The sequence below is a fragment of the Amycolatopsis sp. CA-126428 genome, from assembly GCF_002904335.1.
Taxonomy (GTDB): domain Bacteria; phylum Actinomycetota; class Actinomycetes; order Mycobacteriales; family Pseudonocardiaceae; genus Amycolatopsis.
The window spans coordinates 1-24,976 of record NZ_PPHF01000027.1 but is presented as its reverse complement, the minus strand read 5'-3'; the positions used below and the strand labels follow the sequence as shown (position 1 = coordinate 24,976).

18 protein-coding genes are annotated in these 24,976 nt (G+C 72.3%); 14 read left to right on the top strand and 4 right to left on the bottom strand.

All coding sequences use genetic code 11. From position 1 onward, the window contains the following. Nucleotides 1-50 precede the first annotated feature (50 nt). The 10 genes from C2L58_RS06415 (at nt 51) to C2L58_RS06370 (ending at nt 13,289) form a co-directional block, all read left to right on the top strand. Nucleotides 51-1,217 carry a DUF3152 domain-containing protein gene (locus tag C2L58_RS06415; RefSeq protein ID WP_103336618.1) on the top strand — a complete coding sequence of 389 codons (1,167 nt, stop codon included), beginning with the start codon at nt 51-53 and terminating at the stop codon, nt 1,215-1,217. 92 nt (nt 1,218-1,309) lie between these two features. Then, nucleotides 1,310-2,485: an adenylyltransferase/sulfurtransferase MoeZ gene (gene moeZ, locus C2L58_RS06410; protein WP_093948636.1), complete on the top strand. Its 1,176-nt coding sequence runs from the start codon at nt 1,310-1,312 to the stop codon at nt 2,483-2,485. A 130-nt stretch (nt 2,486-2,615) separates the two neighbouring features. After that, the gene (locus C2L58_RS06405) at nt 2,616-3,413 is read left to right on the top strand and encodes a TIGR02569 family protein (RefSeq protein ID WP_103336617.1); all 798 of its coding nucleotides are present in this window, start codon (nt 2,616-2,618) and stop codon (nt 3,411-3,413) included. A 266-nt stretch (nt 3,414-3,679) separates the two neighbouring features. Beyond that, nucleotides 3,680-5,728 carry a molybdopterin oxidoreductase family protein gene (locus C2L58_RS06400; protein ID WP_103336616.1) on the top strand — a complete coding sequence of 683 codons (2,049 nt, stop codon included), beginning with the start codon at nt 3,680-3,682 and terminating at the stop codon, nt 5,726-5,728. Next, nucleotides 5,725-7,152, top strand: coding sequence for an FAD-dependent oxidoreductase (locus C2L58_RS06395; RefSeq protein ID WP_103336615.1), 1,428 nt, complete (start codon nt 5,725-5,727; stop codon nt 7,150-7,152). Before C2L58_RS06400 ends, C2L58_RS06395 begins: the two co-directional genes overlap by 4 nt. A gap of 59 nt (nt 7,153-7,211) precedes the next feature. Continuing rightward, a complete protein-coding gene (locus tag C2L58_RS06390; RefSeq protein WP_199191126.1) occupies nt 7,212-8,570 on the top strand; it encodes a nitrate/nitrite transporter in 1,359 nt (452 codons plus the stop codon). Between the two features lies 1 nt (nt 8,571). After that, nucleotides 8,572-11,094, top strand: a complete 2,523-nt coding sequence (nirB, locus tag C2L58_RS06385) for a nitrite reductase large subunit NirB (RefSeq protein WP_103336613.1) — start codon at nt 8,572-8,574, stop codon at nt 11,092-11,094. Further along, on the top strand, nt 11,091-11,432 hold the full coding sequence (gene nirD, locus C2L58_RS06380; protein WP_103336612.1) for a nitrite reductase small subunit NirD: 342 nt from the start codon (nt 11,091-11,093) through the stop codon (nt 11,430-11,432). The genes nirB and nirD overlap by 4 nt, the downstream gene beginning before the upstream one ends. Further along, nucleotides 11,429-12,532, top strand: coding sequence for a uroporphyrinogen-III synthase (locus C2L58_RS06375; RefSeq protein ID WP_103336611.1), 1,104 nt, complete (start codon nt 11,429-11,431; stop codon nt 12,530-12,532). The genes nirD and C2L58_RS06375 overlap by 4 nt, the downstream gene beginning before the upstream one ends. 94 nt (nt 12,533-12,626) lie before the next feature. Next, nucleotides 12,627-13,289 carry a DUF4097 family beta strand repeat-containing protein gene (locus tag C2L58_RS06370; protein WP_103336610.1) on the top strand — a complete coding sequence of 221 codons (663 nt, stop codon included), beginning with the start codon at nt 12,627-12,629 and terminating at the stop codon, nt 13,287-13,289. Between the two features lie 209 nt (nt 13,290-13,498). On the opposite strand, the gene C2L58_RS06365 is transcribed toward C2L58_RS06370, so the two are convergent. Further along, a complete protein-coding gene (locus C2L58_RS06365) occupies nt 13,499-14,602 on the bottom strand; it encodes a DNA glycosylase AlkZ-like family protein (protein ID WP_103336609.1) in 1,104 nt (367 codons plus the stop codon). A gap of 9 nt (nt 14,603-14,611) precedes the next feature. Next, nucleotides 14,612-15,010, bottom strand: coding sequence for a DUF3224 domain-containing protein (locus C2L58_RS06360; protein ID WP_199191125.1), 399 nt, complete (start codon nt 15,008-15,010; stop codon nt 14,612-14,614). 63 nt (nt 15,011-15,073) lie between these two features. Here C2L58_RS06360 and C2L58_RS06355 point away from each other — a divergent pair, with 63 nt between their 5' ends. Both C2L58_RS06355 and C2L58_RS06350 read left to right on the top strand, forming a co-directional pair. Further along, nucleotides 15,074-16,042: a helix-turn-helix transcriptional regulator gene (locus tag C2L58_RS06355; RefSeq protein WP_103336607.1), complete on the top strand. Its 969-nt coding sequence runs from the start codon at nt 15,074-15,076 to the stop codon at nt 16,040-16,042. Then, nucleotides 16,035-16,844, top strand: coding sequence for a uroporphyrinogen-III synthase (locus C2L58_RS06350; RefSeq protein WP_103336606.1), 810 nt, complete (start codon nt 16,035-16,037; stop codon nt 16,842-16,844). The genes C2L58_RS06355 and C2L58_RS06350 overlap by 8 nt, the downstream gene beginning before the upstream one ends. Here the strand turns inward: C2L58_RS06350 and C2L58_RS06345 are convergent, their stop codons facing one another. Then, nucleotides 16,845-17,660: a siderophore-interacting protein gene (locus tag C2L58_RS06345; protein ID WP_103336605.1), complete on the bottom strand. Its 816-nt coding sequence runs from the start codon at nt 17,658-17,660 to the stop codon at nt 16,845-16,847. Nucleotides 17,661-17,688: 28 nt separating this feature from the next. After that, complete coding sequence (locus tag C2L58_RS06340; RefSeq protein ID WP_103336604.1) at nt 17,689-18,012, bottom strand: MGMT family protein; 324 nt, start codon at nt 18,010-18,012, stop codon at nt 17,689-17,691. Nucleotides 18,013-18,247: 235 nt separating this feature from the next. Here C2L58_RS06340 and C2L58_RS06335 point away from each other — a divergent pair, with 235 nt between their 5' ends. After that, the gene (locus C2L58_RS06335) at nt 18,248-21,421 is read left to right on the top strand and encodes an ATP-dependent helicase (RefSeq protein WP_103336655.1); all 3,174 of its coding nucleotides are present in this window, start codon (nt 18,248-18,250) and stop codon (nt 21,419-21,421) included. A 76-nt stretch (nt 21,422-21,497) separates the two neighbouring features. Further along, the gene (locus C2L58_RS06330) at nt 21,498-24,740 is read left to right on the top strand and encodes an ATP-dependent helicase (RefSeq protein WP_103336603.1); all 3,243 of its coding nucleotides are present in this window, start codon (nt 21,498-21,500) and stop codon (nt 24,738-24,740) included. Nucleotides 24,741-24,976: the final 236 nt, after the last annotated feature.

The following is a 24,976-nucleotide window of genomic DNA, read 5'->3' as shown; positions in this document are numbered from 1 at the left end:
ATCCGCCAGTCGGCGAGAGCGGTGCCCCGCCGCTGTGGCACCCTGGTGCGGTGGACCGGGTGAAGCACGACGCGCGAGGCGAAGATCGCCGGACGCCCCACCGCGCCTCGGCCCGCCGGACGACGGACGCCGAGGACCACCCCCGCACGGGGCAGTACCGCCCGTCGTCGAAGGCGCCGGCCCAGCGCGTCGAGGAGGACCGCTACCGCCCCGGTGGCCGGCGGACCAGTGCCGAGCCGCTGAGCGCCTCCTGGAAGCCGCACGTCGAAACCCCGCGCGAGAAGCCGGCCGAGGCGACGCCGAAGCCGGGCATCGCCCAGCTCACGAAGACCTACGGCTGGCGCGTCTACGCGCTGCCGATCCTGGTCGTGCTGACCGTGCTCGTCGTGGTCAACACCGCCAACAGCCCGGCCCAGCCGATCGCCGAGCAGGGCACGGGTACCGGGTCCGGCATCGACCCGGCGGGTGGCGACACCTCCGGCGGCGGCGCCATCGACGGCAACGGCGAGCAGCCCATCCCGGAGAACCCGGCCACCCCGGTCGACCTCAAGGTGCCGACCGCGGACCTGCCGAACGGCATCCCGTTCACCCAGGCCGGCGCCGGCAAGTGGCACGTCGTGCCGGGCAGCGGCCCGAAGATCGGCAACGGGAAGCTGTTCACCTACACCATCGAGGTCGAAGACGGCGTCGACCCGGCGAGCTACGCCGGTGACGACGCCTTCGCTTCGACCGTCGAGGGCACGCTGTCGAACCCGACCCAGGGCTGGACCTGGGACGGCAAGATCGCGTTCCAGCGGGTGGACGCCACCTTCCCGAACCCGTCCTTCCGGGTGAGCCTGACCACGCCGGAGACCACCCACCGGCCGGACGCCTGCGGGTTCCAGATCAAGTTCGAGGCGTCCTGCTACCGCAAGAGCCTGGGCCGCGTGCTGATCAACCTGGCCCGCTGGGTGCGGGGCGCCAAGGCCTACGGCCCCGACATGACCGGGTACCGGCAGTACGCCATCAACCACGAGGTCGGGCACGCCCTGGGCAACCAGCACGTCGGCTGCCCCGGCACCGACCAGCCGGCGCCGGTGATGATGCAGCAGTCCTTCGGCGTCTCGGACGACTACGTGTCGATGCTCAACGACATCCCCGGCGGCGACAAGGGCAAGGTCGCCAAGGACGGCAACATCTGCAAGACCAACTCCTGGCCCAACCCCACCCCGCAGTAGGGAGTTGTCCCACCATCCGGACGTGGGAAGGCTTGTTTGCCTGAGCGCGTTGTGCATAGTGGGATGGACGCGATCCGCGAGATGGAGGACCCATGTCAGCACTGCCGCCGCTCGTCGAGCCGGCTGCCGAGCTCACCAAGGAAGAGGTGGCCCGGTACAGCCGTCACCTGATCATCCCGGACGTCGGGGTGAACGGGCAGAAGCGGCTGAAGAACGCCAAGGTCCTGGTGATCGGGGCCGGCGGCCTCGGCAGCCCCGCGTTGCTGTACCTGGCCGCCGCCGGGGTCGGCACGCTCGGCATCGTCGACTTCGACGTCGTGGACGAGTCGAACCTGCAGCGCCAGGTCATCCACGGCCAGTCCGACGTCGGCAAGCTCAAGGCCGCGTCCGCGCAGGAGTCGATCGCGGAAATCAACCCGCTGGTCAAGGTGCACCTGCACACCGACCGGCTGGACTCGTCGAACGCGCTGGAGATCTTCGAGCAGTACGACCTGATCGTCGACGGCACCGACAACTTCGCCACCCGCTACCTGGTCAACGACGCCGCGGTGCTGCTGGGCAAGCCGTACGTCTGGGGTTCGATCTTCCGGTTCGAAGGCCAGGTCAGCGTGTTCTGGGAGGACGCGCCGAACGGCAAGGGCCTCAACTACCGCGACCTCTACCCGGAGCCGCCGCCCCCGGGCATGGTCCCCTCCTGCGCCGAGGGTGGCGTGCTGGGCGTGCTGTGCGCGTCCATCGGCTCGATCATGGTGACCGAGGCGATCAAGCTCCTCACCGGCATCGGCGAGCCGCTGCTCGGCCGCCTGATCAGCTACGACGCGCTGGACATGAAGTACCGCGAGGTCAAGATCCGCAAGGACCCGGACACGCCGAAGATCACCGAACTGATCGACTACGAGGCGTTCTGCGGGGTCGTTTCGGACGAGGCGGCGCAGGCGGCGTCGGGGAGCACGATCACGCCGGCCGAGCTCAAGGCCAAGTTCGACAGCGGCGAGAACTTCGCGCTGATCGACGTCCGCGAGCCGCACGAGTACGAGATCGTCAACATCAAGGGCGCGACGCTGATCCCGAAGGACCGGATCCTCTCGGGCGAGGCGCTGGCCGAGCTGCCGCAGGACAAGCCGATCGTCCTGCACTGCAAGTCGGGTGCCCGGTCCGCCGAGGCCCTCGCCGCCCTGCACGCGGCCGGTTTCAAGGACGCGACGCACCTCGGCGGCGGCGTGCTCGCCTGGGCCAAGCAGATCGACCCGAGCCTGCCGACCTACTGACAGTGGTGCCCGTGAAGGCCGTCTCCGGCTCCGGAGGCGGCCTTCACGGCATTTCGGGCGCTCGGCAAAACCGTGTGTGACCAGCGCGTCTTCTCGATCGAGGAACACCCGCCCGGGTAACCTCACGGCCGTGCGGTCAACCCTCGAACGTCCTCCGGCGCACGTTTGCGCCGCCTTCGGCGGCCCCGCCGACGGCAGCGAACGCCTGCCGGACTCGACGGCGTGGCGCTGCGGCGACCTCGTGCTCAAGCCGGCCACCGACAAGGTCAGGACGCTGTGGACCGCCCACGCGCTCGACTACGTCCGCGAGCCGGGGCTGCGGGTCGGAAAGCCGGTCCGCTCCACCGACGGCCGCTGGATCGTCGGCGGCTGGACGGCGTCACGGTTCATCCCCGGCACACCGGAACACCGCGGCGACCCATCGGTGCTGGCGGCGGTGAAGCTCCACCGGGCCACGGCCGGCCTGCCCCGCCCGGACTTCCTCGACGCGCGCACGGACGTCGACGCGGTCGCCGACCGCATCGCCTGGGAGGAGCTCGAGGTCCCCCTGGACGAAACCAAGGGCGGCCGCTGGTTCGAGGTCCTCGCGGGCGCCCGCCGCCGCATCACCCTCCCGCACCAGGTAGCCCACGGCGAGCTGCTGGCCGGCCTCCTGTTCGACGGCGACGACATCCCGGGTGTAGTCGACTTCGTGCCGTACTACCGCCCGGGCGAGTACGGCGCGGCGATCGTCGCGGTGGACGCGCTCGCCTGGGGCGGCGCAGGCCGCGACTTGCTCGAACGCTGGGCCCACCTGCCGGAGTGGCCCCAGCTGCTGCTGCGCGCGGTCCTGTTCCGCCTGGCGTCCAACGCACTGAACCCGAGATCGACACAGGCATCACTGGACGGCCTGCGCGCGGCGGCCCGCGAGGTCTCCGGCGTCTTGTGACCGCCACGCCCTCTCCCAGACCCCCCGCAACCCCGATCCGAAGCCAGAACACGGCCGGACCCTTGTGACCCACGTCGCAAGCCCCTTCGTCGTCACTTCGGACAACTCCTCGCTGACCTCGGAACTCCCGGCAGCTGGACGCCGATCTCACCGACCGGGCGCCGCGTAAACCGCCGCAATGTCAACTGCCTGAAACATTCGGTCGAATCCGGTTAACACGGCCTCCTTAGCGTCAGGGCAAGCCCGAACCGCCGAGGAGGTGCCCGATGCCGCAGGTCGACACCCACTGCCCGTACTGCGCGCTGCAGTGCGGGATGAGCCTCGAGGGCACCCGCGTGACGCCGCGGGACTTCCCGGTCAACGCCGGCGGCCTGTGCCAGAAGGGCTGGACCTCGGGCAGCCTCCTCACGAGCCCGAAGCGGCTGACCACCCCGATGCTGCGCGTGAACGGCGCGCTCGAGCCGGTCGGCTGGGACTTCGCCCTCGACCACGTCGCCCGGAAACTCGCCGAACTCCAGGCCGAACACGGCCCGGACGGGGTCGCGATCTTCGGCGGCGGCGGGCTGACCAACGAAAAGGCCTACCTGCTCGGCAAGTTCGCCCGCGTCGCGCTCGGCACCTCGCAGATCGACTACAACGGCCGGTTCTGCATGTCCTCGGCCGCCGCGGCCGGGATCAAGGCCTTCGGGGCCGATCGCGGGATGCCGTTCCCCGTCACGGATCTGAAGAACGCCGACGTCGTGCTGCTCGCCGGCGCGAACCCGGCCGAGACGATGCCGCCGTTCATCCAGCACCTGCGCGGTACCGACCTGATCGTCGTCGACCCGCGGCGCACCCCGACCGCGGAGCTGGCGAGCCTGCACCTCGCCCCCGCCCCCGGCACGGATCTCGCGCTGGCCCTGGGCATCCTGCACGCCGTCGTCGAAGGCGGCCACCTCGACCAGTCCTATGTGGACGACCGGACGAGCGGGTTCGCCGAGGTGTGGCGGATCGCCGCGAGCTGGTGGCCGGAGCGCGCCGAGCGCGTCACCGGCGTCTCGGCCGCCGACATGCGCCTCGCCGCGGAGAAACTCGCCGCCGCCCGCAACGCCTACATCCTCACCGCCCGCGGCACCGAGCAGCACGCCACCGGGACCGCGACCGTCGGCGCCTGGATCAACCTCGCGCTGAGCCTCGGCCTGCCCGGCCGCGCGGGCTCCGGCTACGGCTGCCTCACCGGGCAGGGCAACGGCCAGGGCGGCCGCGAGCACGGCCAGAAGGCCGACCAGCTGCCCGGCTACCGCAAGCTCGACGACCCGGCCGCGCGCGAGTACGTCGCCGGCGTGTGGGGCGTCGACGCGGACAGCCTGCCCGGCCCCGGCCGCTCGGCCACCGAGCTGCTCGAAGCGCTCGGCCAGGAGAACGGCCCGAAGGCGCTGATGGTGTTCGGCAGCAACGTGGTCGTCTCGGCCCCGCGCTCGCAGCGCGTCCAAGATCGGCTGTCCGAACTGGACTTCCTGGTCGTCGCCGACTTCGTGCTGTCGGAGACCGCGGCGCTCGCCGACGTCGTCCTGCCGGTGACCCAGTGGGCCGAAGAGGACGGCACGCTCACCAACCTCGAAGGCCGGATCCTGCTGCGGCGCAAGGCGTTGACGCCGCCACCGGGGGTCCGGTCCGACCTCGACGTCCTCAACGGGCTCGCGCTCCGGCTGGGACAGCCCGAAGATCGCTTCCCGACCGACGCCGAGACCGTGTTCGAAGAGCTGCGGATCGCGTCCAAGGGTGGGATCGCCGACTACTCCGGCGTCAGCTACGACCGGCTGCGCGCGGGGGAGGCCCTGCACTGGCCGGTCCCCGGGAACGACCACCCCGGCACCCCGCGGATGTTCCTCGACGCCTTCGCCCACCCGGACGGCCGCGCGCGGTTCGTGCCGGTCGAGCACACCGGTCCGGCCGAGCTGCCCGATGACGAGTTCCCGTTGCAGGCCACCACCGGCCGCGTGCTGCAGCACTACCAATCGGGCGCGCAGACCCGTCTCGTGCAAGAGCTCAACGAAGTCGTCCCGGAGGCGTTCGTCGAGGTCCACCCGGACACCGCCAAGCGCGCCGGGCTCGAAGAAGGCGACCGTGCGGTGGTCCGATCGCGGCGGGGCGAAACCGTTGCGCGAGTGCGATTCGCTCAGAGCCTCAAGCCCGACCTGATCTTCCTGCCGTTCCACTTCCCCGGTGAGCAGCGCGCCAACCTGTTCACCAACCCGGCGCTCGACCCGGTCAGCCGGATGCCGGAGTTCAAGGTGTGTGCCGTGTCCCTGTCTACTGTGGATGGTGCCGCATGAGCCCCCGTGAAGTCGTCATCGTCGGGTACGGGATGGCCGGCGCCCGGCTGGCCGACGAGATCCGCCGCCGCGACCCGATCGCCGAGCGGGTGCGGCTGACCGTGCTCGGTGCCGAAAAGCACGCGGCCTACAACCGGGTGCTGCTGTCCGCTGTCGTCGCGGGCGGGATGAGCGCCGAAAGCGTCCGCCTGCACGACGACGAGTGGGCCCAGCGGCACAACATCGACCTGCGGCTCGGCGTCGACGTCGCCCGCATCGACCGCGAGAAGCGCTGCGTCGAACTCGACGACGGGGCATGCGTGGACTACGACGCGCTCGTCCTCGCCACCGGCGCGAACCCGTGGATCCCGCCGGTCGAAGGCCTCGAAGCCGGGCCCGGCGTGGTCGCCTTCCGCAGCCTCGACGACTGCGCCAAGATCCTCGACGCGGCCCGCTTCGGCGCGCCGGTCGCCGTGCTCGGGGGTGGCCTGCTCGGCCTCGAAGCCGCCCGCGGCCTGGCCGGGCGCGGCAACCAGGTGACCGTCGTGCACCCGCTGGGGCACGTCATGGAACGCCAGCTCGACCCGGCCGCCGGGCACGTGCTCGCCCGGCAGCTCACCGACATGGGCGTGACGTTCAAGTTCGGCGCCACCGCCGCCCGCTACCTGCCCGGCGACGGGCTCAAGCTCGATGACGGCAGCCTCGTCCCGGCCGACCTGGTCGTGGTCGCCGCCGGCGTCCGCGCCGAAACGAGCCTGGCCATCGAAGCCGGCCTCGACGTCGACAGGGGAATCCTCGTCGACGACACCCTGCGGACCAGCGACGGCCGCATCCACGCTCTCGGCGACTGCGCCCGCCACCCCGGCGCCCCGGCCGGGCTGATCCAGCCCGCGTGGGAACAGGCGTCGGTGCTGGCCGACGTCCTGACCGGTACGAACGCGGCCGCCCGCTACCGCGGCACGACCGCCGTCACCCGGCTCAAGGCCCGCGGCATCGACCTGGCTGCCTTGGGCGAGACCCAGCTCGAAGCATCCGACGCCGGTGCCGAGGTGCTGACGTTCAACGACCCCACCGGCGGCCGGTACGGCAAGCTCGTCGTCCGCGAAAACCGCGTCACCGGGGCGATCCTGCTCGGCCTGCCCGACGCGGCCGCGACCATCACCCAGTTCCACGACCGCGGGACGCTGCTGCCCGAGGACCGGCTCGCCGTCCTGCTCGGCCGGGCGCTGCCCACCGGCAGTACCCCGGCGGCCAGCCCCGCCGACCTGCCCGCGACGGCGGTGATCTGCCGCTGCAACAACGTCACCAAGGGCCGGCTGATCGAGGCCTGGAAGGCCGGGGCGACCGACACACCCGCACTGGCGCGGGCCACGCGAGCCACCACGGGATGCGGCGGGTGCTCCGACACCGTCGGCGGCATCGCGAACTGGCTCGCCGCGCAGTGACCGACCCCAGTCACCGATTCCCACAGCCCACCACGAACCGCCGCACGAAGGAGCACGCCGTGGCCCACCAAGGTAAGCACTGGATCGAACACTGGGAACCCGAGAACGACGAGTTCTGGGAGTCCACGGGCAAGAAGATCGCCCGTCGCAACCTCTGGTTCTCGGTCTTCGCCGAGCACATCGGCTTCTCGATCTGGACCCTCTGGTCGGTCATCGTCCTGTTCATGGGCAAGGACTACGGCTTCTCCGCCGCCGACAAGTTCCTCCTCGTCTCGACGCCGACGCTGATCGGCGGCCTGATGCGGCTGCCCTACACCTTCGCCGTGGCCAAGTTCGGCGGCCGCAACTGGACCGTCGTGTCCGCCGTGCTGCTGCTGATCCCGGCCACGCTGGCCGCGATCGTGCTGCACCCCGGCACATCGCTCGGTACGTTCCTGCTGGTGGCGGCGCTCGGCGGGGTCGGCGGCGGCAACTTCGCGTCGTCGATGACGAACATCAACACCTTCTACCCCGAGAAGCACAAGGGCTGGGCGCTGGGCCTCAACGCCGGTGGCGGCAACCTCGGCGTCGCGGCCATCCAGCTGATCGGCCTCCTGGTGATCGGCACGGCGGGCGCGACCGCCCCGCGGCTGGTGCTCTACATCTACATCCCGCTGATCGTGGTCGCCGCCGTGCTCGCGTACCTCTACATGGACAACCTCGCCACCGTGAAGGGCGACACCAAGGCGATGCGCGAGGTCGTCAAGGAGCCGCACACCTGGGTGATGTCGTTCCTCTACATCGGCACGTTCGGTTCCTTCATCGGCTACAGCTTCGCCTTCGGCCTGGTGCTGCAGAACCAGTTCGGCCGCACCCCGCTGCAGGCGGCCGCGGTGACGTTCCTCGGCCCGCTGCTCGGCTCGCTCTCGCGGCCGCTGGGCGGCTGGCTGGCCGACCGGATCGGCGGCGGCAAGATCACCTTCTTCACGTTCATCGGGATGGCGCTGGCCACGGTCGTGCTGATCCTGGCCTCGACCTCGAAGTCGCTCGTGCTGTTCACGGTCGCGTTCGTGGTGCTGTTCGTGCTCGCCGGGGTCGGCAACGGCTCGACGTACAAGATGATCCCGGCGATCTTCCGCGCCAAGGCGAAGGTGGCGATCGCGAACGGCGCCGAAGAGGCGGCCGAGCTGCTCAAGGCACGACGGCTGTCCGGCGCGCTGATCGGCCTGGCCGGCGCGATCGGTGCCGAAGGTGGTCTGTTCATCAACCTCGCGTTCCGGCAGTCGTTCGCCGACGCCAAGAGCGGGGTGCCCGCCTTCATCGGATTCCTGGTCTTCTACGGGCTCTGCTTCGCCGTCACCTGGGCGGTTTACCTGCGCAAGCCCGCCGAACAGCCCACGAGTGAGCGCGGTCTGGCGCTCGCGGGAGCGGAGGTCTGAGATGCCCACCTTGGTCGTCGCCGGACACGGCATGGTCGCCCACCGGCTCGTGGAGGCGGTGCGCGCGGAAGACCCTTCGGGTAACTGGCACATCGTCGTCCTGTCCGAGGAGCCGCGCCCGGCGTACGACCGGGTGGCGCTCACCTCCTACGTGGACAGCTGGGACCCGGCCGCGCTGGCCCTGCCCGGCTCGGACTACGCGGGCGACGCGCACGTCGACCTGCGGCTCGGTGAGCTGGCCGTGTCGGTCGACCGGGACGCTCGCACGGTCACCACGGCGTCCGGCGAGGTCGTCTCGTACGACGCGCTGGTGCTGGCCACCGGCTCGCGGCCGTTCGTGCCGCCGGTGCCCGGGCACGACCTGGACGGCTGTTTCGTCTACCGGACCATCGAAGACCTCGACGCGATCCGCGCGGCGGCCGTCGACAAGCCGGGCCGCGGCCGGCGCTCGGCCGTCGTCATCGGCGGTGGCCTGCTCGGCCTGGAGGCCGCGAAGGCGCTGCGGGACATGGGCTTGTCCCCGCACGTCGTCGAGATGGCGCCGCGGCTGATGCCGCTGCAGGTCGACGAGGGCGGCGGGTCGATGCTCCGCCGGATGATCACGGCGCTGGACGTCACCGTCCACACGGGAACGTCCACCGACGCCATCGAGGCCGACGGCTCGCGGCTGCTGGCCAAGCTGGGCAACGGCACCGAGCTCGACGTCGACCTCGTCGTGTTCTCCGCCGGCGTCCGGCCGCGCGACGACCTCGCCCGGCAGTCCGGCCTGGACCTCGGCCCGCGCGGCGGTGTCCTCACGGATGCGTCCTGCCGGACCAGCGACCCGGCGATCTACGCGATCGGCGAGTGCGCGGCGGTCGACGGCAAGGTGTACGGCATCGTGGCGCCCGGCTACGCGATGGCGGAGATCGTCGCCGCGCAGCTCACCGGCGGGGGCGGGACGTTCCCGGAGCCGGACACCTCCACGAAGCTGAAGCTGATGGGCGTCGACGTCGCTTCCTTCGGTGACGCGCACGCGAAGACCGAAGGCGCTCTGGAAGTCGCCGTCAACGACGCGGTCGCCGGGACGTACAAGAAGCTCGTGGTCACCGACGACGGCAAGACGCTGCTCGGCGGCGTGCTCGTCGGCGACGCGACCGAGTACAACACCCTGCGTGCGCTGGTCGGGCGTCCGCTGCCGGCCGAGCCGGGCGCGATCCTCGCCCCGGCGGGTGGCGGCGCCGCGGTCGGCGTCGACGCGCTGCCCGACGCGGCCCAGATCTGCTCGTGCAACGCGGTGTCCAAAGGCACGATTACCCAGGCCATCCACGAGGACGGCTGCGACACCGTCGGCAAGCTGAAGGCGTGCACCCGGGCGGGCACCGCCTGCGGCTCGTGCGTCCCGCTGCTGGGCAGGCTGCTCAGCGCGGCCGGCGTCGAGCAGTCGAAGGCCGTCTGCGAGCACTTCCCGCAGTCGCGCGCGGAGCTGTTCGAGATCGTCCAGGCCACCCGGATCACGACGTTCAGCGAGCTGATCGGCCGGTACGGCACGGGCAGCGGCTGCGCGATCTGCAAGCCCGCGGTGGCGTCGATCCTGGCCACCCTCGGCAACGGGCACGTGCTCGGCGGCGAGCAGATGACCCTGCAGGACACCAACGACCGGTACCTGGCGAACCTGCAGCGCAACGGCACCTACTCGGTGGTGCCGCGGATCCCCGGCGGCGAGATCACGCCGGACAAGCTGATCGTGATCGGCGAGGTGGCGCGCGACTTCGGGCTGTACACCAAGATCACCGGCGGCCAGCGGATCGACCTGTTCGGGGCGACGGTGGACCAGCTGCCGCTCATCTGGCGGCGGCTCGTCGACGCCGGGTTCGAGTCCGGGCACGCCTACGGCAAGGCGCTGCGCACGGTGAAGTCGTGCGTCGGGTCGACGTGGTGCCGCTACGGCGTCCAGGACAGCGTCGGGCTGGCGATCGAGCTGGAGCTGCGTTACCGCGGCCTGCGTTCGCCCCACAAGCTCAAGTCCGCGGTTTCGGGCTGCGCCCGGGAGTGCGCAGAGGCGCGGAGCAAGGACTTCGGCATCATCGCCACGGAGAACGGCTGGAACCTCTACGTCGGCGGCAACGGCGGCACCACCCCGCGCCACGCCGACCTGCTGGTGTCCGATGTGGACAGCGAGACGCTGATCCGCACGATCGACCGGTTCCTGATGTTCTACGTGCGCACCGCCGACCGGCTGCAGCGGACCGCGCCCTGGATCGAGGAGCTGGACGGTGGCCTCGACCACCTGCGCGCGGTGATCGTCGACGACTCCCTCGGCATCTGCGAAGACCTCGACGCGGCGATGGCCAAGCACGTCGACAACTACGCCGACGAGTGGAAGGGCGTCCTGGAGGACCCGGAGAAGCTGGCCCGGTTCACCTCCTTCGTCAACGCTCCGGGCGCGCCCGACCCGGCGATCTCCTTCCGCGAGGAGCGGCAGCAGAAAGTGCCCGTGATGCTGGGAGTTCCGGGCTTTTCGAACAGCGAGGTGCGGCGATGACCACGTCGATCGAACGAACCTGGACGGCGGTGTGCGCGGCGGAGGTCGTGCCGGAGTACTCGGGGGTCGCCGCGCTGCTGGACGGCGTGCAGGTGGCCATCTTCCGGCTGCCGGGCGACCGGTGGTACGCGCTGTCCAACTGGGACCCGTGCAGTGGCGCGGCGGTGCTCTCGCGCGGCATCGTCGGCGACGCGGGCGGTGTTCCGGTGGTGGCTTCGCCGGTCTACAAGGAACGGTTCGCCCTCGACAGTGGACAGTGCCTCGACACTCCGGACGTTTCGGTGCCGGTGTACGAGGTGCGGGTGCGAGAGGGCGTGGTCGAAGTGGAGAGCCCGTGACCGATGTGCTCCCACTGGCCGGTTTCGTGATCGGCATCACCGCGGCGCGCCGGGCTGACGAGCTCGGCGCGCTGCTGGTGCGCAAGGGGGCGAGCGTCCGGTACGGCCCGGCGATCCGGATCGTGCCGCTGACGGACGACACCGAACTGCACGCGGCGACGTCACGGCTGCTGGAAGCGCCGGTGGACGCGGTGGTGGCGACGACGGGCATCGGCTTCCGCGGCTGGCTCGAAGCGGCCGAGGGGTGGGGACTGGGGGATTCCCTGCTTTCGCGGCTTTCGACGGCGTCGCTGTTGGCGCGGGGGCCGAAGGTGACCGGCGCACTGCGGGCGGCCGGGCTTTCGGAGTCGTATTCGCCCGCCTCGGAAAGCAACGCGGAGCTGCTGCAGCACCTGCTCTCGGCGGGGGTCGACGGGCAGCGGATCGCGGTCCAGCTGCACGGCGAGCCGCTGCCGTACTTCGTCGACACGCTGCGGGCGTCCGGTGCGGAGGTCATCGAGATCCCGGTGTACCGCTGGGTCGGCCCGGTCGACCCGGGCCCGGTGGACCGGCTCCTGGACGGCGTCCTGGACGGCTCGATCCACGCACTGCCGTTCACGAGCGCGCCGGCGGCGGCGTCACTCATCGCCCTGGCCCGGCGCACGGGCCGGCTGCCGGGGCTCGTCACGGCGCTGTCCGGCCCGGTGGTGGCGGCGTGCGTCGGCCCGATCACGGCCGGCCCGCTGGCCGCATTGGGGGTGCCGACGGTCCAGCCGCACCGCGCCCGCATCGGCGCGCTGGCCCGGACGGTGGCGGAGACCCTGGTGGCCCGCTCCCCGCGCCTCCGGGCGGGCGGTCACTCGATCGAGCTGCGCGGCCAGGCGGCCATCGTGGACGGCGAGTGGCGCGAAGTGGCCCCGGCACCGATGGCGTTGCTGCGTGCTCTGGCGGCGTCGCCGGGGCGGGTGGTGTCGCGGCGCGAGCTGATCTCGGCGTTGCCGGGAGGCGGCGAGGAGCACGCGGTCGAGACGGCGATCGGGCGGCTGCGGACGTCCCTGGGCGGCGGGAAGGTCGTCCAGACGGTGGTGAAGCGGGGATACCGGCTGGCTGTCGACGCCTGAGGGGGTGTCAGCGGCCGTGTCAGGGCGGTGGCCTTCCGGTGTCAGCGCGCCCGGCGATGGTGGGTTCACACACCGAGCCACCAGGGAGAATCCGATGCAGAAGTTCACCACCCCCGCCCCGATCGCCACCGTCCTCGACATCCCCGCCGGCCGCGTGCGGTTCGTCGCTTCCCTTCGCGAGGACACCGCCGTTCAGGTTCTTCCCGCCGACCCGGCGAAGAGCCGCGACGTGAAGGCGGCTTCGCAGGCGTCAGTGTCGTTCGACGACGGCGTCCTGCGGATTTCGCTCGAGGCCAAGAACCAGTACTTCGGTCCGTCCGGTGCCCTCGACGTGACCGTTTCGCTGCCCGAGGGTTCGTCGGTCGAGGCCAAGGCCGCCAGCGTGGAGCTGCGGGGCGTCGGCCGCCTCGGCGACGTCACGGTCGAGGGTGCCCACGGCGAGGTGGTCTTCGACGAGGCCGCGAGCCTCCGGTTGCGGGCCCACGCGGGCGACGTGTCGATCGGCCGCTTGACCGGCCCGGCGGAGATCACCACGGGCAAGGGCGACATCCGCATCGCCGAGGCAGCGAGCGGCGAACTGGTGCTGAGCACCCAGGCGGGAGACATCACGGTCGGCGTGGCATCTGGGGTCTCGGCGTCGCTCGACGCCGGGACGACGTACGGCCGGATCCGCAACGCGCTGAAGAACGAGGGCCCGGCGGCGTTGGTCATCCAGGCGACCACGTCCTACGGCGACATCGACGCGCACAGCCTGTGAGGTCGGGAGCACCGGCCGCGGGGACCGTTCCGGACGGTCCCCGCGGGCCGGTGTCAGCGGGGTTCCGGCGGCCGGAATTGTCGGTGCTTGCGGGTAAAGTGGAATTCGGGGGGCGCCCCGCGGCCCGGGGGCTGCATCGCTTGGAGCGCCTGGAATTGTCGGTGCCTTCCGGTAGCGTGGAAAACGGGGGGCGCCCCCGCGGGCCGGGGTCAGCCGGCCCAGGTGACCGCGTGCTTCTCGAAGCCCCGCGCCGCCGCCACCCGGGCCGCCTCGGCTTCCGCTTCCTCGCGCGCCGCCGGGCGCAGCGGGTCGAAGGCCGTCAGCGTGAACGTCAGCTTCGCGCCGCTGCCCTTCGTACGCCAGGTTCCCGCGACGTCGCCGTCCGCCAGCAATACTCCCGGGTTGCCGAGCATCCTCCAGACTTCCTTGCGCCGCGCCGGATCCGGGACCAGCAGGGCCTTGTCGCGGGCCTGGATGAACGGGTCCAGCGGCGGCAGCAGCCGCACCAGGTCCGGCTCCGGCGGGTTCTCCAGGGCCGAGAGGCGGTCCTCCGGCAGGTAGCGGGTCTTGCCTTCGACCCGCACCGAAGCCAAGCCGGAAGGCCACGTCCGGTCGACCACCGCCCGGGCCGTGCCCGCGAACTCCGCCGCCTCGCCCGGGGACGCCGGGCCGTTGAGCCGCAGGTACCGCTCGATCACCGCCGTCGCCGCGGCCGGGTCCGGAGTCTTTCGCAGCCGGCCGCGGCCCTCCAGCGGGGCCAGCGTCGCCGGCGATGCCCCCGCCACCAGGCGGACTCCGGCGTGCGGAGTCGCGATGCGCATCAGCTGCTCCTGGATGTGCGTCGCCTGGCAACCCCGGCACCACCGCGAGAACGACGGCGGCAGCGCCTTCGTGACCGCCGTCGAAACCGCGCCCTTCGTCATCGGCTTCGTGACGACCTTCCGGAGCGCGGCGGCCGCCGTGAAGACCACCTCGGTCGCGGCGAGGCCGGTCGCCGCCATTTCCTTGCGCTGCCACAGCATCCGGGCCAGCGCGTCCGCGTCGTCCAGCGGCACCAGCGCGCGGATCGCCTCGGGCAGATCGGAACGCAGGTGGTAGTGCGGCGCACCCCGCAACGTCCAGGCCAGGACCAGCCGCTCGTCGTCCTCGGGGGACGCCGGGACGTCGAGCCGGGCGGCGAGGGCGAGCAGCGCGGTGTCCCGCATGCTGTCCTGCAGCCCGGCCCGGACGACGGCGAGGTCGGCGACGTCCCGCGCCGAGCGGTGCAGGCCGTGCTCGGCGATGCGGTGGGCGAGTACCTGACGGCGGTCCACGTGCGGCTCCTAGAACGTGTACTCGAAGGTGTAGGCCACCCTGTCCTCGCCCATGGCGCCCCCGGCGGTGCCGCTGCCGGTGATCCCGGCCAGCTCGCCGGTGCCGGAGCCCGGGACGACGGTGAACGTCGAGGCGATGCCCTTGGCGTCGAACGTGTACTCGTGGCGCACGATGAACGTCCCTTCGCGACCGTCGACTTTGCCCTCGAAGCGCTCGAAGCACGGCGACGTCGTCTGGCCGCTGTCGTACCCTTCGCCCGCGTAGTACAGCAGAAGGTCGCAGATCGACTCAGCCTCGATGACGCCTTCGTACGCGAAGGTGGCGTGCGCGTAGGCCACCCGGGGGCCGCTGCCCTCGGTGCCGCTGACGATCTTCTCTTCCCAGTTCTTGGTGGTGAATGCGTTCATGGGGACCACTCTGCCGGGCATACCTGTCAGCTTGTGTCAGGTATTTCTGCCAGAATCCGAGGCATGCGCGCGAGCCGCCTCCTGTCCGTCCTCCTACTGCTGCAGAACCGCGGCCGGATGACGGCCGAGGAGCTGGCCGAAGAGCTCGAGGTCTCGGTGCGGACGGTCTACCGGGACATCGACGCGCTCTCGGCGTCCGGCGTCCCGGTGTACGCCGATCGCGGCCGGACCGGCGGCTACCGGCTGGTCGACGGCTACCGCACCCGGCTCACCGGGATGACCGAGGAAGAGGCCCAGTCGCTGTCGCTGGCCGGGCTGCCGGTGGCCGCGGCCGAGCTGGGGCTCGGCACGGTGCTGGCGGCGGCGCAGCTCAAGCTGTACGCGGCGCTGCCCGCCGAGCTGCGCGACCGCGCCGGGCGCGTCGCCGAGCGGTTCTACCTGGACGTCCCCGGCTGGCACCGGGGTATCGAAAGCCTGCCCACGCTGTCGGCGATCGCCGACGCCGTGTGGTCGTCGCACCGGATCCGGATCCGCTACGAACGGTGGGGGCAGCGGGTCGTCGAGCGGGAGCTGGAGCCGCTCGGGCTGATCCTCAAGGCGGGCAACTGGTACCTCGCGGGCCGTTGCGACGGCACCGACCGGACGTACCGCATTTCGCGGGTGCTGGAGCTGACCGACCTCGGCGAGGTGTTCGAGCGGCCGGCCGGGTTCGACCTCGCGCGGTACTGGCAGGAGTGGTCCGAGCAGTTCGAACGCCGGATGTACCCGCGCGTCGCGGTGGTGCGGCTTTCCCCTCGGGCGCAGGCTCTCGTAACGTTCTACGCAGGTTCCGTCGGCGCCCGCGCGTTGCGCGACTGCCGCAACGAGCCCGACGCGGACGGCTGGCTCACCGTGGAGCTGCCGGTGGAGCCGGGCGAACCGGCCATCGGCGAGCTGCTGCGCTTCGGGCCGCACCTGGAGGTCCTCGAACCGGCGGACCTGCGGGCGGAGCTGGCCGGAGCGATCGAAGAGATGGGCGCGTTCTATGGGTGAGCTGAACGGCATCGCCATCGGGGTCACGGCCGAGCGGCGAGCGGACGAATTCATCGCGGCCCTCGAACGCTACGGCGCCGACGTCCGCCACGCGCCGACGATCACCATCGTGCCCCTGGACGCCGACCCCGAGCTGCGCGCGGGCACCGAAGCCGCGCTGGCGGCCCCGGTCGGGTTCACGGTGGTCACGACGGGTGCGGGCTTCCGCGGCTGGCTCGACGCGGCCGAAGGCTGGGACCTGCGCGATCGGCTCGTGGCGGCGCTGGGGGCGTCCCGGATCTACGCCCGCGGTCCGAAGGCGGTGGGCGCCGTCCGCGGTGCCGGCCTGCGCGAGTCCTTTTCGGCCGCCTCGGAGAGCAACGCGGAACTGTTCGAAGCGCTGACCGCGGCCGGGGTCGCCGGCGAGCGGGTCGCCGTCCAGCTGCACGGAACGCCGCTGCCGGAACTCACCGATCCGCTGGTGCGGGCCGGCGCATCCCTGGTGCAGGTGCAGCCGTACCGCTGGCATTCGCCGCCGGACGTGACCCCCGTGCACGAGCTGATCGACGCGATCGTGGCGGGCGAGCTGGCCGCACTGGCCTTCACGAGCGCCCCGGCCGCGGCGAACTTCCTGACGCTGGCCCGCACGTCCGGCCACTACGACGAGCTGTTGGCGGCGCTGCGCGGCCCGCTGGTGGTGGCGTGCGTCGGCCCGGTGACCGCGGCCCCGCTGGAGGCGGCGGGCATCGAGACGCTGCAGCCGGACCGCCAGCGCCTGGGCGCGCTGGTGAAGCTGCTGGTCACGAAGCTCGGCAAGGGGTAGTCAGGCCCGCACGGCTTCCCGGGCCACGGCTTCTTCGCTCATCCCTTGCCGCCAGTACCCCGTGAAGCAGATCAGCCGCTTGCCGACCTCGCGCTCGCGCACCAGGTGGCGCCGCACCGACTTCACCACGCCCGCCTCGCCGGACACCCACGCGTACGGCGTCCCACCCGGGAACACCGCTCCACGCAACGCCTCCAGCAACGCCTCGCCCAGCGGCCGCGAGCCGCGCAGGATCCAGTGGATCTCCACCGCTCCGCGCGTCTCGAACGTCTGCCGCGCCGCGCGGTCCGCCAGCTCGACGTACACCGAAGCCCGTGCGCCCGGCGGGAGTCGCTCGATGATCGCGCCGATCGCCGGCAGCGCCGTCTCGTCGCCCACCAGCAGCTGCCAGTCGCAGGTCTCAGACGGCGCGTACAGCCCGTACGGCCCGGCGAACGTCACCCGGTCGCCCGGTGCCGCCCGCGACGCCCACGCCGAGGCCGGCCCCGAATCGCCGTGCAGCACGAAGTCGACGTCGATCTCCGCCGCTTCCGGGCGGTGGGCCCGAACCGTGTACGTGCGCATCGGCGGGCGGACGTCGTCCGGCATCGCCAGGTACGTCCGGTACCAGGACATGACGTCGGAGCCGGTTTCCGGCAGCACCGGCGCGTCCTGCCCCGGCAGCGGGAAGAACACCTTGACGTACTGGTCGGGCGCCCCGGCCGGCACGTCGCGGAAACTCTCCGCGGCGAAGGTCGCCCGCACCATGTGCGGGGTGACCAGCCGGACCGCGCTTACCCGGGCACGGTGGTAGGTCAAAGCCTCCTGCGTCGTCATTAGGCGAGGCTAACCTAATAATATGGAGTTAGAACAGCCGTTCGGGTCCCGTTTCCTCCTCTCCGTCCGGTTTCCACCGGTACTTCCGCAGGTCGACGCGCTGACCATCGGCCAGGACACCCTCCGCGCGCAGCCGCTCCAGCTGGTCGTGGACCAGGTGCGGCGCCGGGGTGCCGTTCGCGCGCAGGATCCGGTGCCACGGCAGGTCGTGCCCGTCCTCGGCCAGGATGGCGCCGACCATCCGCGGCGACGGCGCACCGGCGAGGGCCGCGATGTCGCCGTACGTCGCGACCGTGCCGGCCGGCACGGACTCGATGATTTCCCGCACGCGCTCGTGCAGAACGTCGTCCATGCGAACACTGTGCACCACGGGTACGACATTTTTTCGGGGGTTCGGGTGGCGGAGCCCCCGACTTGGGGCGGAGCCCCGGATGTCACCGACACTTTCCGCAGCCGTCCGCCGCACCGCCGGGCGCCTTCACCGAACGAAGCCCCGCTAAGCCGTGCCGGTGCGCCACCCGGGGGACCGGGCGTGGTTCCATCGCGGGGTGAACGGGAGGCGAACGGCGCAGGCGGACGCGCGGCTGGTGCGCACGCCGGTCACCGCCACACCCTCGTTCACCTGGGACGAAGGCGCCCGGCGCGTGCTCTCCGCACCCGGCGGGTTCCTCCGCGTGCTCGGCGGCCCGGGCACCGGCAAGACGGCGCTGCTGGCCTCGGCCGCCACCCGCCGCATCGCCGAGGGCGCCGACCCGGAGAGCGTGCTCGTGCTCACCACGTCCCGCAAGTCCGCCGACGCGCTGCGCGCCGACATCACGCGGCGGCTCACCGCCGATCCCGACCTGGCGCGGCCGCTGCCCCGGACCGTCCGCGAGCCGCTCGTGCGCACCGTGCACTCCTACGCGTATTCGCTGCTGCGGCTGGAGGCGAATGCCGAAGAGCTGCCGCCGCCGCGCCTGCTCGCCGGGGCCGAGCAGGACGTCGTCGTCCGCGAGCTCCTGGCCGGTGACCTCGACGAAGAGGCCGAGTACTGGCCCGAGCAGCTGCGGCCGGCCCTGATGGTCCCCGGCTTCGCCGAAGAGCTGCGCGACCTGCTGATGCGTGCGGCCGAGCGCGGGCTCGGCCCCGAGGACCTCGCCGAGCTGGGCCGCCGCCGCGGGCGCGAGGAGTGGATCGCCGCCGGGCAGTTCTGGGCGCAGTACGAAGAAGTCACGCAGCTGCAGGGCGCGGGCGGCAACGCCCTGGGCGTGGCGAGCGCGCCCGCGCTGGACGCCGCCGAGCTGGTCACCTCCGCGCTGCTCGCCCTGGAAGACGACGACGAGCTGCGGATGCGCGAGCGCACCCGCGTCCGGCACCTGTTCGTCGACGACGCCCACCACCTCGACCCGCTGCAGACCGGCCTGGTCCGGATGATCGGGCACACCGCGGCCGAGTTCGTCGTGGCCGGCGACCCCGACCAGAACGTGTTCTCCTTCCGCGGCGCCGACGCGAGCCTGTTCGCCGACGCCGACCCGGACGGCAGCCGGACCGTCACCCTCACCACGGCGCACCGGCTCGCCCCGGCCGTGCGGCTCGCGGTGGCCAGGATCGGTGCGACGCTGCCGGGCGCGTCGGCGCACCGCAAGATCGTCCCGCCCGAGGGTGCTTCGGGCGGGAACGTCCGCGTCCGCGTGATGCCGACCCCGGCCGCCGAAGCGAGCTGGATCGCCGACCAGCTGCGTCGCGCGCACCTCGTCGACGGCGTGCCGTGGTCGGAGATCGCGGTGCTCGTCCGCTCGCCCGCGCGGACTTTCCTGGTGCTGCAACGCGCGTTGCGCGCCGCCGGCGTCCCGATCGGGTCGGCGACCGAGGAGCTGCCGCTGGCCAAGCAGCCCGCGGTGCGGCCGCTGCTGGCCGTGCTGAAGCTGGCGCCGTCGCCCGAACTGCTCGACATCGACCTCGCGGAAATGCTGCTTTCGTCCGCCCTCGGCGGCGCGGACCCCCTGGCGCTGCGGCGGTTGCGGCGCGGCCTGCGCCGGCTCGAACTGGCCGGCGGCGGGCAGCGCTCGAGCGACGAACTGCTCGTGGAAGCGTTGCGCGGCGGAGACATCCTGGCCGGGCTGGCCGACGCCGAAGCCGAGCCGGTGCGGCGCGTCGGCGGGCTGCTGCGCGTCACGCACCAGGCCGTGACGCGCGGCGAGGGTGTCGAGCAGGTGCTGTGGCAGCTGTGGCGGGAAAGCGGGCTCCAGGACAAGCTGCTGAAGCAGGTCGAGCGCGGCGGGTCGCTGGGGGCGCAGGCCGACCGCGACCTCGACGCCGTCGTCGCGCTGTTCGACGCCGCGGGCCGGTACGTCGACCGGCTGCCCCGGGCGAGCGTCGCCTCCTTCGCCGATTACCTTGGCGCGCAACGGATCGCGGGTGACACGCTGGCACCGGCGGCCGTCCCGTCCGACGGTGTCTCGCTGCTCACCGCGCACGCCGCCGCCGGTCGCGAGTGGACGGTCGTCGCCGTCGCCGGCGTCCAGGAGGGCGCGTGGCCGGACCTGCGGCTGCGGGGGTCCGTGCTCGGGGTGGAGCGGCTGAAGGACCTGATGGCCGGGGTCGACGACGACGCCGTCTCCCAGACCGCGCCGATCCTCGCCGAGGAACGGCGCCTGTTCTACCTCGCGATGAGCCGGGCGAAGCAGACGCTGCTGGTCACGGCGGTGTCGGGCGAGGACGAGCGGCCGTCCCGGTTCCTCGACGACCTGGAGGAGAACGGCGCCGACGACGGCGGGCTCGACTCGCGGATGAAGCCGCCGGGCCGGTCGCTGGTGCTCGCCGAGCTGGTGGGGGAGCTGCGCGAGGTCGTCTGCGACGACAAGGCCGACCCCGCACGCCGCCGCCGGGCGGCGAAGCAGCTGGCGCGGCTGGCCGAGGCGCGCGTCCCCGGCGCGCACCCGTCGACGTGGTACGGCCTGCTGCCGGCGTCCAGCGACGAGCCGGTGCACCCGCCGGGCGACCTCATCCGGATCTCACCGTCCACAGTGGAGATCCTGACGAAGTGCCCGCTGCGCTGGATGATCGAGCGCCACGGCGGCAGCGATCCGGCCCAGCTGGCGGCGGTGACGGGGACGCTCGTGCACGGGCTCGCGCAGGCGGTCGCTTCGGGGAGCACGGACGCGGAACTGCAGGCCGCGCTGGACGAGGCCTGGGTGCGCGTCGACGCGGGCGCGCCGTGGTTTTCCCGGCGGGAACGGCGTCGCGTCGAACAGATGCTGCGGAACTTCACGACCTGGCTGGAGCGCAGCCGCGCCGAGCTGAAGGAAGCCGGGGTCGAGCAGGACATCGAGGTCGAGCTGCCGGCGGGTGGTTCGGACGAGGTGCGGGTGCTGTTGCGCGGGCGGGTCGACCGGGTGGAGCTGGACGCTTCGGGTCGGCCGGTGATCGTGGACATCAAGACGGGCAAGGTCCCGGTGTCCGGCGCGGAGGCCGAGGCGCACCCGCAGCTGGCGGCGTACCAGCTGGCGGTGCTGCTGGGGGCGATCGAGGGCCGCACCGAGGCCGGCGGCGCGCGGCTGGTGTACGTCGCGAAGGCCAACAACAAGACGGGGGCGACGGAGCGGTCGCAGCCACCGCTCGACGAGGTGGGCGGCAAGCAGTGGCTGGAGCTGGTCCAGAAGGCGGCGGCCTCGGCGGCCGGGCCGGATTACCAGGCCCAGGAGAACCCGGACTGCGACCGGTGTCCCGCGCGCGGGTGCTGCCCGCTGCGCCCCGAGGGGCGGCAGGTGCCGGGGCCGTGACCCAGACGAAAGATGTCGTGAGTGGTAATGAGGGTTCTAACCCTCATTACCACTCACGACCGGCCGGGCGGTGTGCGTGAGCCCGCTCCTCATCGCCAACCCTGTCGAGCCTGCCGAACTCGCCGATGCCCTCGGGCTGCACCGCCCCACGCCCGAACAGGCCACCGTCATCGCCGCGCCCGTCGAACCCTCGCTCGTCGTTGCCGGGGCCGGGGCCGGGAAGACCGAAACCATGGCCGCGCGGGTCGTCTGGCTCGTCGCCAACGGCATCGTCAGCCCCGATCGCGTCCTCGGCCTCACCTTCACCCGCAAAGCCGCGCGCCAGCTCGGCGAGCGCGTCCGGGCCCGGCTCCGCCGCCTCGCCGGCTCGGGCCTGCTCGACCGGCTCGACCCGACCGGCGGCCTGCGGTCCACTGTGGTCGCCGGTGAACCGACCGTCCTCACCTACCACGCCTACGCCGGGCGCCTGCTGTCCGAACACGGCCTCCGCCTCCCGGTCCAGCCCGGCGTCCGGCTCCTCTCCGAAACGTCGTCGTGGCAGATCGCGCACCGCGTGGTGTCCACTTGGGACAACGAACTCGACACCGATCGCGTCCCGCCGACCGTGACCGCCGACGTGCTCACCCTGGCCGGGGAACTGGGCGAGCACCTCGTCTCCACCGAGCAGCTCGCCGAATACGCGACGTGGCTGTGCCGCGTCATCGAGAACGCGCCGCGCGCCAAGGGACAGCGGGCCGCGCTGCCGCAGAAGCTGACCGAAATCATGGCCGCGCAACACTTCCGGCTCGCGCTGCTGCCGCTCGTCGACGACTACCACCGCCGCAAGCGCAACGAAGGCGCGCTGGACTTCGCCGACCAGATGTCGCTCGCCGCCCAGCTGGCCGGTGGGTACCCGTCGGTCGTGCGCGGGGAACGTGAGCGCTACGGCGCCGTGCTCCTCGACGAGTACCAGGACACCGGACACGCCCAGCGCGTGCTGCTGCGGGCGCTGTTCGGCGGCGTCGAGAACCCGCCGATGCCGGTCACCGCCGTCGGCGACCCCGCGCAGGCCATCTACGGCTGGCGCGGTGCCAGCGCGGCCAACCTGCCCCGGTTCACCACGGACTTCCCGCGCTTCGACGGCGAACGGCTCGTCCCGGCGCACGAATTCGGGCTGCTGACCAGTTTCCGCAACCCGCCGGAAATCCTGGACCTCGCGAACGCGATCGCCGAACCGCTGCGCGCCCGCGGCCTCGGCGTCGAGCGGCTGCGGGCCCGCGAAGGCGCCGGACCGGCGGACATCGCGTGCGCGCTGCTGCCGGACATCCGCGCCGAGCGCGCGTGGGTCGCCGACGCGCTCGCCCGGCGCTGGTACGCCCACCAGGAACAGGCCGGCAAGCCGCCGACCGCCGCGGTGCTCGTCCGGCGCCGGGCCGACATGGCCCCGATCGCCGCCGAACTGCGGGCGCGCGGGCTGCCGGTCGAGGTCGTCGGGCTCGGCGGGCTGCTGGACGAGCCCGAGGTCGCGGACCTCGTTTCGACGCTGAAGGTGCTGGCCGACCCGCTGTCCGGGAGCGCCGCGGCCCGGCTGCTGACCGGTGCGCGCTGGCGGCTCTCGGCCGCCGACGTCGCCGCGCTGTGGCGGCGGGCCGGCGAGCTGTCCAGCCCGGAGAAGCCGGACACGCCGGAACTGGTCGTCGAGCGCGTCGAGCAGGCCGGGCTGATCGACGCCGTCGACGAGCCGGGCGACCCGGCGCGGTACTCCGAGGAGGGGTACAAGCGCATCCGGCGGATCGGCTGGGAGCTGGCCGCGCTGCGGCGGCGGCTCGACCAGTCGCTGCCGGAGCTCGTCGCCGACGTCGAACGCACGATGCTCCTGGACGTCGAATCCCTGGCCCGGCCGGGCTCCGCGGGGCGCGCGCACCTGGACGCGTTCGCCGAAGTCGTCACCGACTACGCCGAGACGGCGCCGACGGCGACCCTGTTGTCCTTTGTGGACTACCTGAACACCGCCGCGCACGCCGAAGACGGGCTCACGCCGGGCGAGGTCGAGGTCGTCCCGGACCGCGTGCAGGTGCTGACCGTGCACTCGGCGAAGGGGCTCGAGTGGGAAGTCGTCGCCGTGCCGCACCTGGTGCAGGACGTGTTCCCCGGGCGGCGGCGGTCGTCGTCGTGGCTGCGGACCGCGACGTCGCTGCCGGCGAAACTGCGCGGTGACGCCGAGGACCTGCCCGAGTTGCGGATCGCCGAGGGCTACGACCGCAAGGAAGTCCAAGAAGGACTCGAGCTGCACGAAGCCGGGTTCGTCGAGCGGGAGCAGGCGGAGGAACGGCGGCTCTGCTACGTCGCGCTGACGCGGTCCGAGCACGCGCTGCTCGTCTCCGGGCACTGGTGGAACGAAAGCAGCAGCCGGGCGAAGGGGCCGTCGGAGTTCCTCACCGAGATCGCCGGCGTCGTGCGCGAGACCGGCGCCGGGCAGCTCGCGGAGTGGGCGCCGGAACCCACCGAGGACGACGAAAACCCGCTCGTCTCGGACTCGCGGGCGGCGCGCTGGCCGGTCGATCCCCTCTCCGACCGCCGCACCGGCGTGCAGACCGGCGTGGAGCTCGTGTCCGAGGCGCTCGCCTCGCCGCCGGACGAGGAAGTGTCCGAAGAGGACGACGACCCGGACGGCTGGCTGACCGACACCGACGTCCTGCTGGAGGAGTGGGCGCGCAAGGACGACCACGTCAAGCTGGTCCCGTTGCCGTCGCGGCTTTCGGTGAGCCAGCTGGTCGCCCTGGCCGACGACGCCGCCCGGCTCGCCGCCGACCTGCGCCGGCCGCTCCCGGTGGAGCCCAACAGCTTCGCCCGCCGCGGCACGGAGTTCCACGGCTGGCTCGAACGCCGGTTCGCCGGCGACCAGCTCATCGAGATCGACGACCTCCCGGGCGCGGCCGACTTCGGCGAGGCCCCCGACGCGGACTTCGAGGAACTGCAGACGGAGTTCGAGAAGAGCGAGTGGGCGTCGCGGGTTCCGGTGGCGGTGGAGGTGACGTTCTCGGCCGACGTCGAAGGCCTCACCCTGCGCGGCCGCATGGACGCGGTCTTCGCCGACCCCGACGGCGGCTGGACGGTGGTCGACTGGAAGACCGGCGCGGTCCCGCCGGAGTCCCGGATCCCGGCCCTGTCGGTCCAGCTCGCGGCCTACCGGATGGCCTGGGCGGCCCTGAAGAACGTCCCGGTGGAGCAGGTCCGCGCGGCCTTCCACTACGTCCGCGCGAACCGCACGATCCGCCCGGCCGACCTCCTGGACCCGGAAGCCCTCCGCGGTTTGCTCCGCGACCTCCCCGAGGCGTGATCCGCGGGTCGACACGCGTGATTGAGAGGTCGACACGCGTGATTGGGGAGACGACGCGCGTGATCGGGGAGACGACGCGCTGGGTTGCGGCCGAGGCGTCGTGTCGACCCGTCAATCACGCGAGTTGACTCTTCAATCACGCGTGTCGACCGGCTGATCACGCGGGCTAGACGAGTAATGCGTAACTCGGTCAGTGGTCGTAGGCGGTCAGGGATCGGGTGATGGGTTGGCCGGTG

Coding starts and splice junctions, on each gene's coding strand:
- moeZ (WP_093948636.1), top strand. CDS start 1,310: ATGTCAGCACTGCCGCCGCTCGTCGAGCCGGCTGCCGAGCTCACCAAG.
- C2L58_RS06400 (WP_103336616.1), top strand. CDS start 3,680: ATGCCGCAGGTCGACACCCACTGCCCGTACTGCGCGCTGCAGTGCGGG.
- C2L58_RS06395 (WP_103336615.1), top strand. CDS start 5,725: ATGAGCCCCCGTGAAGTCGTCATCGTCGGGTACGGGATGGCCGGCGCC.
- nirB (WP_103336613.1), top strand. CDS start 8,572: ATGCCCACCTTGGTCGTCGCCGGACACGGCATGGTCGCCCACCGGCTC.
- nirD (WP_103336612.1), top strand. CDS start 11,091: ATGACCACGTCGATCGAACGAACCTGGACGGCGGTGTGCGCGGCGGAG.
- C2L58_RS06370 (WP_103336610.1), top strand. CDS start 12,627: ATGCAGAAGTTCACCACCCCCGCCCCGATCGCCACCGTCCTCGACATC.
- C2L58_RS06360 (WP_199191125.1), bottom strand. CDS start 15,010: ATGAACGCATTCACCACCAAGAACTGGGAAGAGAAGATCGTCAGCGGC.
- C2L58_RS06355 (WP_103336607.1), top strand. CDS start 15,074: ATGCGCGCGAGCCGCCTCCTGTCCGTCCTCCTACTGCTGCAGAACCGC.
- C2L58_RS06350 (WP_103336606.1), top strand. CDS start 16,035: ATGGGTGAGCTGAACGGCATCGCCATCGGGGTCACGGCCGAGCGGCGA.
- C2L58_RS06345 (WP_103336605.1), bottom strand. CDS start 17,660: ATGACGACGCAGGAGGCTTTGACCTACCACCGTGCCCGGGTAAGCGCG.
- C2L58_RS06340 (WP_103336604.1), bottom strand. CDS start 18,012: ATGGACGACGTTCTGCACGAGCGCGTGCGGGAAATCATCGAGTCCGTG.